9 protein-coding genes and 1 pseudogene are annotated in these 15,733 nt (G+C 74.6%); 5 read left to right on the forward strand and 5 right to left on the reverse strand.

The genetic code is table 11. The annotated features are described in order from the left end of the window. The first annotated feature begins 27 nt into the window (after positions 1-27). From BKA18_RS12600 to BKA18_RS12620, 5 genes are all read left to right on the forward strand, one after another. Positions 28-1,596 carry an FHA domain-containing protein gene (locus tag BKA18_RS12600; RefSeq protein WP_366043227.1) on the forward strand — a complete coding sequence of 523 codons (1,569 nt, stop codon included), beginning with the start codon at positions 28-30 and terminating at the stop codon, positions 1,594-1,596. Between the two features lie 130 nt (positions 1,597-1,726). Then, the gene (locus BKA18_RS12605) at positions 1,727-2,131 is read left to right on the forward strand and encodes a globin (protein ID WP_006605582.1); all 405 of its coding nucleotides are present in this window, start codon (positions 1,727-1,729) and stop codon (positions 2,129-2,131) included. A 136-nt stretch (positions 2,132-2,267) separates the two neighbouring features. Further along, complete coding sequence (locus BKA18_RS12610; protein ID WP_366043229.1) at positions 2,268-5,753, forward strand: FtsX-like permease family protein; 3,486 nt, start codon at positions 2,268-2,270, stop codon at positions 5,751-5,753. Between the two features lie 40 nt (positions 5,754-5,793). Beyond that, positions 5,794-8,517 carry an FtsX-like permease family protein gene (locus tag BKA18_RS12615; protein ID WP_366043230.1) on the forward strand — a complete coding sequence of 908 codons (2,724 nt, stop codon included), beginning with the start codon at positions 5,794-5,796 and terminating at the stop codon, positions 8,515-8,517. After that, on the forward strand, positions 8,514-9,632 hold the full coding sequence (locus BKA18_RS12620) for an ABC transporter ATP-binding protein (protein ID WP_366043232.1): 1,119 nt from the start codon (positions 8,514-8,516) through the stop codon (positions 9,630-9,632). The genes BKA18_RS12615 and BKA18_RS12620 overlap by 4 nt, the downstream gene beginning before the upstream one ends. Before the next feature lie 74 nt (positions 9,633-9,706). Here the strand turns inward: BKA18_RS12620 and BKA18_RS12625 are convergent, their stop codons facing one another. From BKA18_RS12625 to BKA18_RS12645, 5 genes and pseudogenes are all read right to left on the reverse strand, one after another. Continuing rightward, positions 9,707-10,432 carry a DUF8010 domain-containing protein gene (locus tag BKA18_RS12625; protein ID WP_366043233.1) on the reverse strand — a complete coding sequence of 242 codons (726 nt, stop codon included), beginning with the start codon at positions 10,430-10,432 and terminating at the stop codon, positions 9,707-9,709. Then, positions 10,429-10,863 carry an acyl-CoA thioesterase gene (locus BKA18_RS12630; protein WP_006605577.1) on the reverse strand — a complete coding sequence of 145 codons (435 nt, stop codon included), beginning with the start codon at positions 10,861-10,863 and terminating at the stop codon, positions 10,429-10,431. Before BKA18_RS12630 ends, BKA18_RS12625 begins: the two co-directional genes overlap by 4 nt. A 5-nt stretch (positions 10,864-10,868) precedes the next feature. Next, entirely contained in the window at positions 10,869-12,533 is a 1,665-nt protein-coding gene (ettA, locus tag BKA18_RS12635) for an energy-dependent translational throttle protein EttA (protein ID WP_006605576.1), read from the reverse strand. 586 nt (positions 12,534-13,119) lie between these two features. Continuing rightward, a complete protein-coding gene (locus tag BKA18_RS12640) occupies positions 13,120-14,517 on the reverse strand; it encodes a Cys-Gln thioester bond-forming surface protein (protein WP_366043234.1) in 1,398 nt (465 codons plus the stop codon). Between the two features lie 803 nt (positions 14,518-15,320). After that, a pseudogene (locus tag BKA18_RS12645) lies at positions 15,321-15,678 on the reverse strand (single-stranded DNA-binding protein); the annotation flags it as partial. Between the last annotated feature and the right edge of the window lie 55 nt (positions 15,679-15,733).

The raw sequence follows: 15,733 nt of genomic DNA on the forward strand, positions 1-15,733 counted from the left end.
AATCGGTACGGAGGGGGAAGAACCGACATGCCGACCTGCCCGAGCGGCCACCAGTCGGTGGCCGAAGACTGGTGCGAGGTGTGCGGCCAGCGGATGGCGGGCGCGGTCCCCCCGCCGCCCTCCCTGCCTGCGGGATTCCTGAACGCACCGCCGACCCCGCCGCCCGGCCCGCCTGCCCCGCCGCAGGGCCAGGCCGGCCCGCCGCAGGGTCAGACCGGCCCGCCGCCCGGCGGTCCCGGCTTCGGTGGCCCCGGCCCCGGCGCGCCCGACAACCAGGGCGGCCAGGGCGGTTACGGTTTCCCGCCCCCCGTGCCGGGCCCCGACGGCTCCGGCGCTCAGGGCGGCCAAGGCGGTTACGGTTTCCCGCCGCCCGCCCCCGCACCGGGCCCGGGCGGCCCCGGCCCCCAGGGCGGCTACGGCTTCCCGCCCCCCGCACCCGGCCCCGGCCCGGCCGGCTCCGGGCAGCCCGAGACCTGTCCGCAGTGCGGTACGCCCCGCGAGGCGATGGCGCCGTTCTGCGAGGGCTGCCGCTACAACTTCCTCACCAACTCCCCGACGTCCTACGCGCCGCCGCCCGGACAGCAGCCGGGTCCGCCGCCCGGCCCCCAGGGCGGTCAGGGCGGCTACGGCTTCCCGCCGCCCGCACCGGGCCCCCAGGACGGCTATGGCTTCCCGCCGCCGCAGCCCCAGCAGCCCCAGCCCCCGCAGCAGCAGGGCATGCCGCAGGGCGGCCCCGGCCAGCCCGGCCCCGGTGACTTCCCCGGTCAGCCCGGACCCAGCGGCTTCCCCGACCAGCCCGGGCTCGGCGGTTACCCCGACCAGCCCGGCCCCGGCGGCTACCCCGGACAGCCCGGCCCGCCGCCCGGGATGCCCGGCCCCGGCCCGGCCGGTCAGCCCGGTCCCCCGCCGCAGCAGGGCGGCGACGACTGGACGCTGAACCCGCCGAGTGCCCAGGCCGCGCCGATGGCGCCCGCGCCGCCCGGGCCGGGCCCGCAGGCCCCGTTCGAGCAGCAGCAGCCGCCCGCCCCGTTCCCGCCGCAGGAGCAGGGCTTCTACGAGCAGCAGCCGCCGCCGTACGAGCAGCAGCAGCAGATGCCGCAGCAGCCCGGACCGGACCAGCAGTGGCAGGGCGGCCCCGGCACCGGCCAGGGTCCCGCGGCGCCGCCGCAGGGTCCGCAGCCGGTCGTCGGCAACGGCTGGGTGGTGGCGATCGCGCCGGACCGCGAGTACTTCATGGCGATGATGGGCCGCAGCGGCCCGGAGGCGGCGGGGCTCAACCTGCCCGCGTACTCCCCCGAGCAGGTGCTGTCGCTCGCCAACGGCCAGATCGCGGTCGGCCGCCGCCGGAACAGCACCGGCGAGGCCCCCGACATCGATCTGGGCAGCACCCCGGAGGACCCGGGCGTCTCGCACCAGCATGCGCTGCTGGTGCAGCAGCAGGACGGCAGCTGGGCGGTGGTGGACCAGAACTCCACCAACGGCACGACGATCAACCTCGCCGAGGACCCGATCCAGCCCTATGTGCCGGTTCCGCTCCATGAGGGCGACCGGGTGCATGTCGGCGCCTGGACGACGCTGACCGTCCGCCGCGGCTGAGCCGCCGCCGGCAGCCGGCGACCCCGGGGCGTGATCAACCGATCACGCCCCGGCGGCGTTTGTGGGCCTGTGGTGCCCGCTTCGCCCTAGGACCGGAGTCCTCGGTCGCGGTGTCTGCCACCATGGACGGGTGAACAAGATTCCACGCGGCACGCTTGAGGAGCAGACCTTCTACGAACAGGTCGGTGGCGAGGAGACCTTCCGGCGCCTGGTGCACCGCTTCTACCAGGGAGTCGCCGAGGACCCGCTGCTGCGGCCGATGTACCCGGAGGAGGACCTGGGCCCGGCCGAGGAGCGCCTCGCGCTGTTCCTCATGCAGTACTGGGGCGGCCCCCGTACGTACAGCGACGGCCGCGGGCACCCCCGGCTGCGGATGCGGCACGCCCCGTTCACCGTCGACCGGGCCGCCCATGACGCCTGGCTGCGGCACATGCGCGAGGCGGTGGACTCCCTCGGCCTGTCCGAGGCCCACGAGACGCAGCTGTGGAACTACCTCACGTACGCGGCCGCCACGATGATCAACTCCGCGGACTGAGAAGCACCTCACACCGGCCGGCGCCCGCCCACCGCGTCATGTTCCGGCCAAGACCATCCACAGCCCCCTCCGCCCCCGCCCCTCGTCTGCCACCATTCGTTCATCTGTGTGGTGCTGAGCGCGGTAAGGGGGGTCCGTGTCCGGCTTTGTCGTTGTCTTTCTGCGGGTGCGGGCGCACCGTCTCCTGCTGACCGCTGCCCTGCTGTCGGTGCTGCTGACCACCACGGTGCTCGCGACACTGACCGCCTTCTCCGGCGCGATCGGGGACGCGGGGCTGCGGCAGGCCCTGCGGACCCGCGCCGCCCCGGCCGCCGCGCTCCAGGTGAAGGCCCAACTTCCCGCCGCGCAAAGACAGTCGGCGGACCGGGCGGTCGCCCGGGGCGCCCGGCGGGCCTTCGACGGGCTGCCGTTCACGGTCCGTACGCTGGTCCGCTCCGGGCCGTACGCCCTGCCCCGTACGCTCCGGTCGCCCCCCGCGCCCAAGGACGAACCCGATCTCACCCAGCTCGCCGCCCTGGACCGCTCCCGGCTCACCCTCACCGCCGGCCACTGGCCCCCAGCGGTCCGGCGCGGGCCGCTGCCCGTCGCGATACCGGCCGCCGCGGCCGCCCGACTGGGGGTCGCACCCGGCCGGCGGCTCACCCTCGACAACCGGCTGTCTGCCTCCGCCCACTTGACGGTCGAGGTCACCGGCGTCTACCGGCCCACCGACCGCAGCGACCCGTACTGGAAGCTCGACGACCTCGGCGGGCGCGGGGTGCGCACCGCCGGATTCACCACCTACGGGCCGCTGTACACCGATCCGGCGGCGTTCCGCGGCGGGGCCGGGGACGGCGGGGCGGCCCCAGGCGGCGCGGTGGCCCAGGACTCGGTGGGCTGGCTCGCCAGCGCCGACTTCCGCCCGCTGACCGCGGACCGGCTGCCCGCACTGAGCGCCGCCGCCGCAGCCGCGCCCGAGGCGCTGATGGCCGATCCGGCGTTCGCGGGCCAGGCCACCGCCACCACCGGTCTCCCCGACGCGCTGGGGCAGTTGCAGCGGGCGCTGCTGGTCAACCGCTCGACGATCCTGATCGTCGCCCTGCAGCTGATCCTGCTGGCCGGCTGCGCCCTGCTGCTGGTCGCCCGGATGCTGAGCACCGAACGGGCCGGTGAGACGGCGCTGTTGCGGGCCCGCGGCGGGTCCCGGCGGCGGATCGCGGGGCTGGCCCTGGCCGAGTCGCTGCTGCTGGCCGCACCAGCCGCCCTCGGCGCGCCGCTGCTGACCGGCCCGCTGCTGCGCCTGTTGGCCGGCCACGGCCCGTCGGCCCGCATCGGGCTGCCGCTGGACACCGGGCTCACCGGCGCAACCTGGCTGACCGGCAGCGCCGTGGCGCTGGGCTGCGCCCTCGCGGTCGCCGCACCGGCGCTGCTGGGCACCGGCCCGGCCGGTCCGCACACCCGGCGGGCGCGGGCGCTGCCCGGTGCGACGGGGGTCGCCCCTGCGCGAACGGAGTGGAGAGCGTGGGGAAGGACGGGCGCGGACCTCGGGCTGCTGGTGATCGCCGGCGTCGCCTTCTGGCAGCTCCAGCGGCAGACGGCGGGGGACGGCGCGGGCAGCGGGGTGCTGACCGGGGACACCACCGGCCGGCTCGGTATCGATCCGGTGCTGGTGGCCGCCCCGGCGCTGGCGCTGCTCGCGGGGACGGTGCTGACGCTGCGGCTGCTGCCGCTCGCCGCGCGGCTCGCCGAGCGGGGCGCGGCCCGCGGGCGGGGGCTCGCCGCGGCGCTGGCCGGCTGGCAGATCAGCCGCCGTCCGCAGCGTGCCGCCGGCCCCGTGCTGCTGCTGGTGCTGGCCACCGCGCTGGGCATGCTGGCGATCGGCCAGCGCGCGTCCTGGGACCGTTCGCAGGACGACCAGGCCGACTTCCGCGCGGCCGCACCGGTGCGCGTCCTGGCGAGCCGGACCCCGCAGTGGGGCCAGGGCGGGGCGTACGCGGACGTGCCCGGGGTGGCCGCGGCGCTGCCCGCGGGGCTGACCGGGCTCGATCTGCCGGACGGCAAGAACTCCTCGCTGCTCGCCCTGGACACCGTTGGGGCCTCCCCTGCTCGAACGAAGTCGAGAGCTCGGGGAAGGTCGGCGAGCGCGCTGCTGCTGCGCGGCGATCTGGTGGGCGGCGCCGCGGACGACCCGGCAGGCGCGGCAGCGGACCGGCTGCTGCGCGCGGTGGCACCGCACGACGGGCCCCCGGCGGGCGTGGAACTGCCCCCGCACACCGACCGGTTACGGCTGACCGCGACCCTGCGCTCGCTGCGGACGCTGCCGCCCTCCCCGCGGCCGCCGGCGGCCGGCGCGGACCCGGACCCGCAGGACACCGGCCCGGTGCCCGCGGCCCTCTCCGCCCTCCTCACCGACGGCCACGGCGTCCCGTACGCCCTCCCGCTCGGCTCGCTCGCGGCCGACGGCCGGCCGCACACCCTCACCGCGGACCTCGCCGCCGCGGCCGGCGCCCCGGCGGGCCGCCCGGCCGGTCCCCTGCGGCTGACCGGCCTGGTCGCCGGCCTGGACCAGCCGCCGGTCGCACACCGGCAGCAACTCACCGTCACCGCCGCCGAGGCCACCGCCGGCGACGCCCCGCCCCGGCCCCTCGCCGCCCCCGCCGCCCTCCGCTGGCAGCCGAAGATCACCGATACCAGCAGCTCCGTGGGCGAGGCGTTCGGCCCCAGGGCGGGCCCGGCCGAGGTCCCGCGCGGCGGGCTGCTGTCCCAGACCTATGACACCGGCGCCCGGCTGGATGCGTACGGTGCGTCGGTGACGACGGTGCGGATCACCGCCGCGCATGCCGCGCGGCCGCCGCTCGCCGCCGTCGCCACCGGGGCATTTCTGCGCGCCAGCGGATCGAAGACCGGCTCCGTCGTCGAGATACCGGTCAACGGGCAGCCCCTGAAGGCCCGGATCGTCCGGACGGTCCGCGCGCTGCCGGGACCGGCCGACGCACCGGCCACCGGCGGACTGCTGGTCGACCTCGGCGCCGTCAACGAGGCGCTGTCCGACCGCGGCGCCCCGCCGCTCGCCGCCACCGAGTGGTGGCTGCGCCCCGAGCCGGGCGCGACGGGCCGGGTCGTCGAGGCGCTGCGGGCCCGCCCGGACACCGACCCGGACCAGGTCCTGGTCCGCGACGAGATCGCCGGCCAACTGCACGACGATCCGCTGGGGCTCGGCCCGCAGACCGCGCTGGGAGCGGCCGCCGCGGCCGCCGTCGCGCTGGCGGCGGTCGGCTTCGGGGTCGGTGCCGCCGCCTCGGTCCGCGAACGGACCAGGGAATCCGCGGTGTTGCGTGCCCTGGGGGCGCCGCGGGGGCAGCCGGCCCGGATGATCGCCGCCGAACAGGGCGTCCTGATCGCGCTGGCCCTGGGCGTCGGCGCGGCGCTGGGCACGGCGCTGACGCGGGCGGTCGTGCCGCTGGTCGTGCTCACCGAACAGGCGGGCCGCCCGGAGCCGCCGGTGCTGGTGGAGCTGCCGCCCGGCCCGGTGGTGGCGCTGCTGGCGGCGGTCGCGGCGGTGCCACTGCTGGCCGTCGCGGCCCTCGGACTGCGCCCCGGCGACCCGGTGCAGGCCCTGCGCAGCCAAGGAGCACGAGGATGACCCGGCCCGCCATGGCCCCCGCCGGACGAGGTGAGCGCCGGTGAACGCCCTGCCCCGAACGCACTGGCTGCGCGCCCGGCTGCGTGCCTCGCGCGCGGCGGCACTGGCGCTGGGCGCGCTGGTGCTGGTCACGGCCTTCCTGGCGGCGGCGTTTCCCCGCGGGGTGGAGGCGTACGAGACCCACGGGGTGCGCCATGCGCTCGGCTCGGTGCCGCGCGCCCAGCGGACGGTGGAGATCACCGTCTCGCGCGCGGACCTGACCGGCGGCGATACCGCGTCCGCCTACGCCGGGGCGGAGCTCACCCGCCAGGACCGGGCGATCCGGGGGCAGTTCGCCGCCCCGCTACGGATCGCCGGGGGCGACGCCCTATACGGCGTCCGCACCACCAAGGCCCCGGCCGCACAAGACGCCTGGCTGCCCCGGCCGGAAGGCCTCGCCCCTCTCCTCTCCCTGTACGCGGCCTCCGGCCTGGACCGGCACGCCACCGTCACCGAGGGCCGGCTGCCGCACGCCGCGCGGCCGGGGACGCGCACCCTGGAGGCGGCGGTCACCGTCGCCACCGCCCGGACCCTCCGGCTGCACCTCGGCAGCCGGCTGCATCTGGACGGCCTGACGGTACGGATCTGCGGGCTGCTCGCCCCGCGGGCGCCGCAGGGCGCGTACTGGGCGGTGGACCCGCTGATGGCCGCCGCCCGCCAGGATGTGTCACCGGGCCCGCCGCCGCAGAGGTACTGGCGGGCCGGTCTGCTGCTGTCGCCGCAGGACGGACCGGCGCTGCCGGCCGCCGGCGAGCCGGAGAAGTTCTGGCGCTACCCCCTCGACGCCGGCGCGCTGACGGCCCGGGACGCCCCGCTGCTGCGGGAGAGGGTGGTCTCCCTCGAACACGGCGCGGCCCTCGCCCGGTTGCGCACGGTCGCGGGCGCCGGCGCGCTGGCCGACAGCGCGGTGGACGGTCTGCTGGACTCCTACGCCCGGACCCGGGCGGCGATCGCGCCGGTCATCGCGGTGGCCGCGTGCGGAATCGGCACCGTCGCGTCGGTGGTGCTGCTGATGACCGCCGGACTGGCCGCCGCCCGCCGGCACGCCGAACTGGCCCTGCTGCGGGCCCGCGGCGCCTCGCTGGCCGGACTGACCGGGCACCTGGCGGCGGAGACCGCCGCGGTGGCGCTGCCCGCGGCCGCGGCCGGCGGCGGTCTGGCGCTGCTGGTGCCCGGTGAGCGGGTGCTGCCCTCGCTGCTGGCGGCGGCCGGGACCGGGCTGCTGGGCACGCTCGCCCTGCCGCTGCGGGCCGCCGTCGCCCACCGCCGGCCCCGCCCCGCCGAGCGGACCGACCTGATCCTGGCCCGCCCCTCCCGGCGCCGTACGGTCGCCGAACTGACCGTGCTGGTACTGGCGGTGGGCGCGGTGCTCGCCCTGCGCCGCCGGAGTACGGCGGCCGGCGGGGTGGACGCCCTGGTCAGCGCGGCCCCGGTGCTGCTCGCGGGGATCGCCGCGCTGGTCCTGATACGGCTGTACCCCCTCCCGCTGCGGCTGGCCGCCCGCCCCGCCGCCCGGACCGCCGGGCTGACCGGGTTCCTGGCGCTCGCCCGCGCGGGCCGCGCCCCGGCCACCGCCGGACTGCCGCTGCTGGCCCTGGTGGTGGCGCTGACCACGGCCTCCTTCGGCGGCTCGGTGCTCGCCGGGGTCGCCACCGCACGCGATCACGCGGCGCTGACCGCGGTCGGCGCCGAGGCCCGGGTCTCCGCCGACCATGCACTCCCCGAGGCGCTGCGCCGCGCGGTCGGCAAGGTGCCGGGCGTCGCGGACGCCGTACCGGTACGGATCAGCATCCAGGCCGCCGACGACAGCGGTCCGCCGCTCTATCTGGTCATCGCCGACGCCGAGGCCTACGCCCGGCTCGCCCGCGCCACCGGCCTGGGCGCGTTCGCCGCGCGGGAACTGGCCGACCCCGGCGGCGACCGGCCGCTGCCCGCGCTGGTCTCCCCCAGCTTCGTGACCCGCTTCGGGCGCGCACCGATGGCCCTGCAGCCGGAGTTCGGCCAGCTGGTGATCCGTCCCCAGGTCGTCCGCAGCGACACTCCCGCGCAGCCCGGCGGCGACTTCGTCGTGCTCAACGCCCGGAGCGTGGCCCGGCTGCACCCGGACACCTACGCCGACCCCGCCAACGGCCCCTCCCTCCTGCTGCTGTCCGGCCACGCCCTCGACGCCGGGGCACTGCGCACCGCCGTCCGCACCCACACCCCGCGGTCGCTGCCCACCCGGCTGACCCTGCGCTCCGCCGAACGCGCCGAGCTGGCCGACTCGCCCCTCCAGCAGGGCGCGGAGCGCCTCTACACCGCCGCCGTCGTGGCCGGTGCCGGCTTCGCCCTGCTCGCGCTGCTGCTGTCCCTCCTCCAGGCCGCCCCGCAGCGCACCCCACTCCTGGCCAGGCTGCGCACGATGGGCCTGACCCCGGCCCAGGGGCGACGTCTGCTGGTCCTGGAAGCGCTGCCGCAGGCGCTGCTCGCGGCCCTGGGGGGCGCACTGGTCGGCGCCGCGGCGATCCGGCTGCTGGGCCCGGGGATGGACCTCACCCCGCTCGCCCTCCCCGGAACCCCGGGAGGCGGCGCCCGGGGCACCGTACGCATACCGTCCGATCCCGCGTCCCTGCTGCTGCCGTCGGCGGGTGTGCTCGCCCTGGCCCTTGCGGTGGTCCTGGCCCAGGCCTGGCTGAGCGGACGGCACCGCGAGAGCACCGAGTTGAGAGCGGGGGACCCCCGATGACCACACGGCCCGATGACGCCACACCGCCGGCGGCGCACGACCCCGAGACGCCCCCGGCCGGCCGGCCCCGCCCCGCCGCGCCCAGCACCCTGGCCGAGCTGGAGCGGCGCGCGGCTTCCCGGCACGGGCGCCCCGCCTACGGGCATGACGCGCTGATCGCCTGCGACCGCCTGGTACGGGTCTTCACCACTGACGGGGTCGAGGTGCAGGCCCTGCAAGGACTCGATCTGCTGGTCGCCGAGGGCGAGTTGATGGCCCTCGTCGGGGCGTCCGGCAGCGGCAAGTCCACCCTGATGAACATCCTGGCCGGCCTGGACGTGCCGACCGCGGGCGCCGCCACGGTCGCCGGCCGCGATCTGCTGACGATGGACGCCCGGGCCCGGCTCGGCTACCGCCGCGACGTCGTCGGCTTCGTCTGGCAGCAGACCGCCCGCAACCTCCTGCCGTATCTGACGGCCCAGCAGAACGTCATGCTGCCGATGCAGCTGCACGGCGGCCGGCGGCGGGCGGCCCGTACGAAGGCGGCCGGGGAACTGCTGTCGATGCTCGCCCTCGACCACTGCCGGGACCGCCGTCCGCACCAGCTCTCCGGCGGCGAGCAGCAGCGCACCGCGATCGCGGTGGCGCTGGCCAACACCCCGTCCGTACTGCTGGCCGACGAGCCCACCGGCGAACTGGACTCGCACACCGCCGAACAGGTCTTCACGGCTTTCCGCACCGCCAACGAGGAGCTGGGCACCACGATCGTGATCGTCACCCATGACCAGGCGGTGGCGGGCGAGGTACGGCGCACGGTCGCAATCCGCGACGGCCGTACGTCCTCGGAGGTGCTGCGGCGCACCGAACGGGACGCCGCAACCGGCCGGGAATCCCTGGTGGCCCGCGAGTACGCCATGCTCGACCGCGCGGGCCGGCTCCAGCTTCCGGCCGAGTACACCCACAGCCTGGGCATGGAACACCGCGTCCTGCTGGAGCTGGAGAACGACCACATCGGCGTCTGGCCGGACCGCACGGCCGACGGGGCGGCCCGGGGGCGCGAGACGGGCGGGGAGGGCGGCAGGGAGCGGGACGAAAGCAGGGACGGGGACGAAGGCGCGGAGGAGGAGGAGGGCTAGTTCGGCCGCCTCGTGTGTGTCCGGTTGCGTCCTGTTGCGTCCTGTCCGGCCGCCACCGGCGGGGCCGGGCCCCCTCAGACCGGCGTAACCGTGAGCCCCGACAACCCGGTCGCCCCCGCGGCGCCCCCGGTCCGTACGGCGATCGACCCATAGGGGGTGCTCAGCCGCAGCCAGCCGCCCGCGGACAGCAGACTCAGCGGCTGCGGACGGGAGCCGGCGGTGCCGGAGGACGTGCCACCGCCCGCCGGCGCTCCGGCCCGGGCCGGGCGCAGAAAGCCCAGCGACTGCGCGGCATGGGCGGCGCGCAGCGGAAGGTGGGTGTCGCCGAGGGTGCGCGACCAGATCTCCCGGCCGATACGGTCCCGTGCGGCACGGGTGCGGTGCTGCGGCTCCAGCGCTTCGTCCCGGGACCGGAATTCGGCGACCGCGGCGGCCACCGCGCGTACCAGCGCCTCGGGCGCGGGCAGCCCCGGCATCCGCTGCCAGCCGCCGCGCGGCGGCAGCACCCCGGTCCACGGCGGGCCGGTGACCGCGGCGGGCACGGTCACCTCGTCCGACGACTCCTGGACGCCTTCGAGGAGTTCACCGGCCGAGACGGTGCTGTCCAGGTCCGCGTCCCCGGCGAGCCGGGCAGTGCGGATCGCGAGCACCTCGAAGGACGGCGGGCGGCCGAAGACGGCGAGCACCCCGCCGCCGGCCTGGAGGCGTACCGCGGCGGCCTTGTCGTAGTGGATCAGCCGGGCCAGGAAGGCAGCGAGATCCGCCGCCTCCCCGGCGTCGGCGAGGTGCAGCACCGTCATACCGCGACGGCCCCCCGCTGGTGCGCGGCGTCGTCCAGATACTCCTTGAGGATCGTCTTCTCCTCCGCGGTGAGGCGGCGGGGGCGGTTCTCGGTGAAGTCGAACGGGACGACGACGGTCGAGGCCCGCAGATAGAGGGTGTCCTCATCCTTGACCTCGTAGCCGACCGTCATCGACGCGGCGCTGATCTTCGTCACCCACAACTCGACGGTCACCGGGGCATGCCGGTGGACCAGCGGCCGCACATAGTCGATCTCGTGCCGGGCGACGACCGAGCCGCCCGTGAACGACGGGCTGCCGTCCCCCGGCGCCAGCCGGTGCATGAAGTCGATCCGCGCCTCTTCGAGGTAGCGGACGAACACCGCGTTGTTGACATGGCCGAACGCGTCCATGTCCGACCAGCGCAGGGGGCAGGAGTAGAGGTGTCGCACGACGGTCAGCCCCGGGTGAGCTTCTTGTACGTGGCGCGGTGCGGGCGGGCCGCATCCGCACCGAGGCGCTCGACCTTGTTCTTCTCGTAGGACTCGAAGTTGCCCTCGAACCAGAACCACCTGGAGTCGCCCTCGTACGCCAGGATGTGCGTGGCGACGCGGTCGAGGAACCAGCGGTCGTGGGAGACGACCACGGCGCAGCCGGGGAACTCCAGCAGCGCGTTCTCCAGCGAGGACAGGGTCTCGACGTCGAGGTCGTTGGTCGGCTCGTCGAGGAGCAGGAGGTTGCCGCCCTGCTTGAGGGTGAGCGCGAGGTTGAGGCGGTTGCGCTCACCGCCGGAGAGCACCCCGGCCGGCTTCTGCTGGTCCGGCCCCTTGAAGCCGAACGCGGAGACATACGCCCGCGAAGGCATCTCGACCTGGCCGACGTTGATGTAGTCCAGCTCGTCGGAGACCACGGCCCACAGGGTCTTCTTGGGGTCGATGTTCTCGCGGCTCTGGTCGACGTAGGAGATCTTGACGGTCTCGCCGACCTTGATGTCGCCGGAGTCCGGGGTCTCCAGGCCCTGCAGCATCTTGAACAGCGTCGTCTTGCCGGCGCCGTTCGGGCCGATGACACCGACGATGCCGTTACGGGGCAGGGTGAAGCTCAGGTCGTCGATCAGGACCTTCTCGCCGAAGGCCTTGTTGAGCTTGTCGACCTCGACGACGACATTGCCCAGGCGCGGGCCCGGCGGGATCTGGATCTCCTCGAAGTCCAGCTTCCGCATCTTGTCGGCCTCGGCCGCCATCTCCTCGTAGCGGGCCAGTCGCGACTTCGACTTGGCCTGCCGCCCCTTGGCGTTGGAGCGGACCCACTCCAGCTCTTCCTTCAGACGCTTGGCGCGCTTGGCGTCCTTCTGGCCCTCGACCTTGAGACGGGTCTGCTTGGTCTCGAGGTACTTGGAGTAGTTGCCCTCGTAGCCGTGCAGGCGGCCGCGGTCGACCTCGCAGATCCACTGCGCCACGTGGTCGAGGAAGTACCGGTCGTGGGTGACGGCGACGACGGTGCCGGGGTACTTCGCGAGGTGCTGCTCCAGCCACTGCACGGACTCGGCGTCCAGGTGGTTGGTGGGCTCGTCGAGGAGCAGCAGGTCCGGGGCCTCCAGCAGCAGCTTGCACAGCGCGACGCGGCGGCGCTCACCACCGGAGAGGTTGGTGACCGGCCAGTCGCCGGGCGGGCAGCCGAGCGCGTCCATGGCCTGCTCCAGCTGGGTGTCCAGGTCCCACGCGTTGGCGTGGTCGAGGTCCTCCTGGAGCTTGCCCATCTCCTCCATCAGCGCGTCGGAGTAGTCGGTCGCCATGAGTTCGGCGACCTCGTTGAAGCGGTGGAGCTTGCCCATGATCTCGGCGGCGCCGTCCTGCACGTTCTGCAGCACCGTCTTGGACTCGTCCAGCGGCGGCTCCTGCAGGAGCATGCCGACGGTGTAGCCCGGGGAGAGGAACGCGTCACCGTTCGACGGCTGCTCAAGACCGGCCATGATCTTCAGCACCGTGGACTTACCGGCGCCGTTGGGACCCACGACACCGATCTTTGCGCCCGGCAGGAAGCTCAGCGTCACGTCATCGAGGATGACCTTGTCGCCGTGCGCCTTGCGCGCCTTGCGCATCGTGTAGATGTACTCAGCCAAGAGAAACCGTCCGGCAGATTGGATCGATCAGGGTCTGTGCGGCACCGCCCCGGGCCGTCGTACACGGTGACCGGGGGAGGGCAGATACACCCCATCTTGCCGTACGCCTGTGCTCTGGCGGAAACGAGTAGGTCAGAGCGCCCCTGCTCAGCCCTGACCTGCCACGACGTGGTGGCTGCTCGGTTGCTCTCCGTCATCGTCCCGCCCGGCCGAACGGACGGGCGCCGGCGGGGGCACGGGAGCGACTCCACGGGGGCACGGGGCTGTGCTACCACCGCGGGAGGAGCGGAGCCGTCCCTCCTCGTGCACGGGCACCTCGCCCACACGCCGTCCGGCCGGCCCGCGCCTGGCCTGGCCGTCGTCCGTCATCGCGGAACGGACGGTGCCGTCGCTGGGTGGCACCCGGGGCACCCCCACGCCGAAGGCCCCGGAGCGCCGCTGCGCTCCGGGGCCTTCATGTACTCGACCGGTTACCGCCCGCTCACCGGTGGATCACAGTGCGGTCGCCGGCTGCCACCGGGCGCCCGTTCCACGGAGGCCGGGCTTCCGGCCTCCGCATCGCCGGGCGTCACCGGGTGCCCGGTGCTCACTGGGCGGGGGTGCCGACCTTCTTCTTACGGAGGAAGAACACCGCGGCGCCGCCGACCAGGACCAGGACGACCGCGATACCCGCGATCATCGGCGTGGCGTTGCTGGAGCCGGTCTCGGCGAGGTCGCCGCCCTTGTCACCGCCGGCGCTGCCACCGACCGAGGCCGGGCTGGGCTGCGAGGAGGGCTTGCCGCCACCGCTGCCGGCGGTCTTGCAGTCCAGGACCCCGGAGAAGGACTTCTTGAAGCCGCCCGCACCCGTGATCGTGATGTTGTACGGCTGGTCCTCGGCCACCGGGACGGTCACGGTCTGCGACTTGCCCGGGGCGATCTCGTAGTCCTTGCCGGAGAGCTGGAAGCGGAACGCCTCATCGCCCTTGTTGCTGGCCGTGACATCCACGCCGCCCTTGGCGCAGTTCTTCTCGGCCGTGATCGCCGGGATGGCGCCCTGCTTCTTCCAGGAGGCCGAGGCGGCCGCGGAGACCGTGGACTCGCTGGAGCCGGCCAGGATCTGGGTCTGGCTCTTGGCGTGCTCACCGATGCCGGTAAAGGCACGGCCGACCGGGACCTTGGTGGCGGCCTGCGCGGTCAGCGAGGTGCTGCCGTCCGCGGCGCCCTTGGGAACGTCGAAGAACAGCTGGGTGCCGTCGGTGGCGCTGGTGGCCGGCTTGCCGTCCTTGCCGACGATCTTGACACCGGCGGGCGCACCGGCCACCGGGGAGATCGTGACGCTGTCGGCGTTGGTGTGCACGGTGACCGGGCCGAGCTTGCCGCCGGACTTACCGGAGACGGCCGGGGGGTCGAGGGTCAGCGACGCCTTGGGCTCGCCGACGTTCTGCGCGCTCTTCTCGAGGTAGTCGGCGAGCTTCTCGGCCGCCGGGTCGACCGCGTCCACCTTGACGTGGTCGGAGAAGCGCCAGATCGCGACCTGGGTGCCGGCCGCGGCGGTCTTCTCGGTGAGGTTGCCGGCGCCGGCCTTGGAGGCGAGCGCGGCCAGGTCGTTCACCTGGGGGTACGAGTTCTGCAGAATCCAGCGGATCTTGCCCGCGTCCCCGTTGTTGTGCAGCGACGAGGCGCTCCAGGGCACTTCCTGGTACTTCGCCTGCTGCTGCGTCGGGTTGTGGATGTCGATGCAGTACGTCTGGAGCGTGCCGCCGTTGTCGACCGCCATCTCGAAGAGGCCGGCGCCGACGCGCTGGTCCCCTCCCTCGTTGTGCACGACCGCCTGGTCGAAGGTCTTCAGCCCGCCCAGCGTGGCGGTGGCACCCCCGTGAGCGGGGGTCGGCTCGTCCGCCGCGGCAGTCCCCGCGGTGGCTATCGCACCCGCCGCGACCAGGCCCGAGGCCATGACCGCGGCGGCAAGACGGGCTGCGCCCCGCCTCTTCATGGAAAGCATGAAATTCCCCTCTGGGCGAGGCGGTCAAGTGGGAGAGGATGCCTCGCCGGAAAGATCCAAAGAACTCAGCAGCCGAACACGTCAGCCCCCGTGAGTACTTGTCGGATCTTATGGAGCAGGCGCACCAGGGTCCCCAGTAATGGCATCCCATAAGCGATCCGAATCGCAATCGTTACCGATAACAGGCACCCTGACCTGGCATTATCGACAAATCAACGCAACTTTTCAGGATACTGCCACCTTCTCGGGCGAATCTGCTCCGACTGCGGCCGGTGCGATGGAGGGATCAGGAGGCTCAACGGGTGGCGGAACAGGGGGAATTGTCGAGGATTCAACTGTCTGAGGCGCTCCGGCCCTTGCGGGTGTCCCGGCGGCCGGGGAGGACCTCTTGGCGGCGGCCGAGGGCCTCTCGGAGGCGGCCGGTACCACAGGAACTTTCCGACTTCCGCCGGCCGTCGGGACCCCAGGAACCTTCCGACTCCCGTCGGCCGTCGGCGCCACCGGAGACTCCCGGCCCCCACTGGCCGTGCTCGCCGGGCGGCTCGGCGCCTTGGAAGGCGCGGTCCCGGCAGCGGACAACGCCTCGTCCCGGCCCTCCTGTTGCGGCAGTTGTGCGGGCCCGGGTGACTGCCACAGCCGTGCGGAGTCCGGCGTCTGCATGGCGTTCGGTGACCCCGGTGCCTGCTCAGCTTGCGGTGACCCGTGCGGCTCCGCGGCGTGCACTGACCCCGAGGGCTGCGCAGGTGGCGGTGACGGCTGCGGTGAGGAGGGCGCGGTGGAGTCCATACCCGTACGCGCCGTCCGCGCGACTCTCCGGAACGCGGCGGTGCCACGCGCGAGATCATGGCCGATCGCCACGGCGTCGACCTCCGCCGAGAACCATCGCTGCCCGCCCCGCTCGGGAGACTGCTCCCCTTCCCGCAGCCGCAACCGCCCCTGGACGATGAGTGGTTCCCCCACCGCCACCGACGCCGCGACATTGTCGGCGAGCCCGCGCCACGACCGGACCGTATAGAAACTCGTCTCCCCGTCCGTCCAGCGCTCCAACGCCTTGTCCCACCGCCGGGACGTGGCCGCCAGCCGGAACCTCGCCACCGTCGCACCCGCCGTCGTCTGCCGGTGCTCCACCGCCGTCGCGGCGTTCCCCACCAGCGTCACCATCGTGTCGTTCACGGACCACGCCCCCCCTGTGTCGTGTGCGCGCTGTCGCCTTGTG

Origin of the sequence: Streptomyces auratus (genome assembly GCF_050433025.1) — a bacterium.
Lineage (GTDB): Bacteria > Actinomycetota > Actinomycetes > Streptomycetales > Streptomycetaceae > Streptomyces > Streptomyces sioyaensis.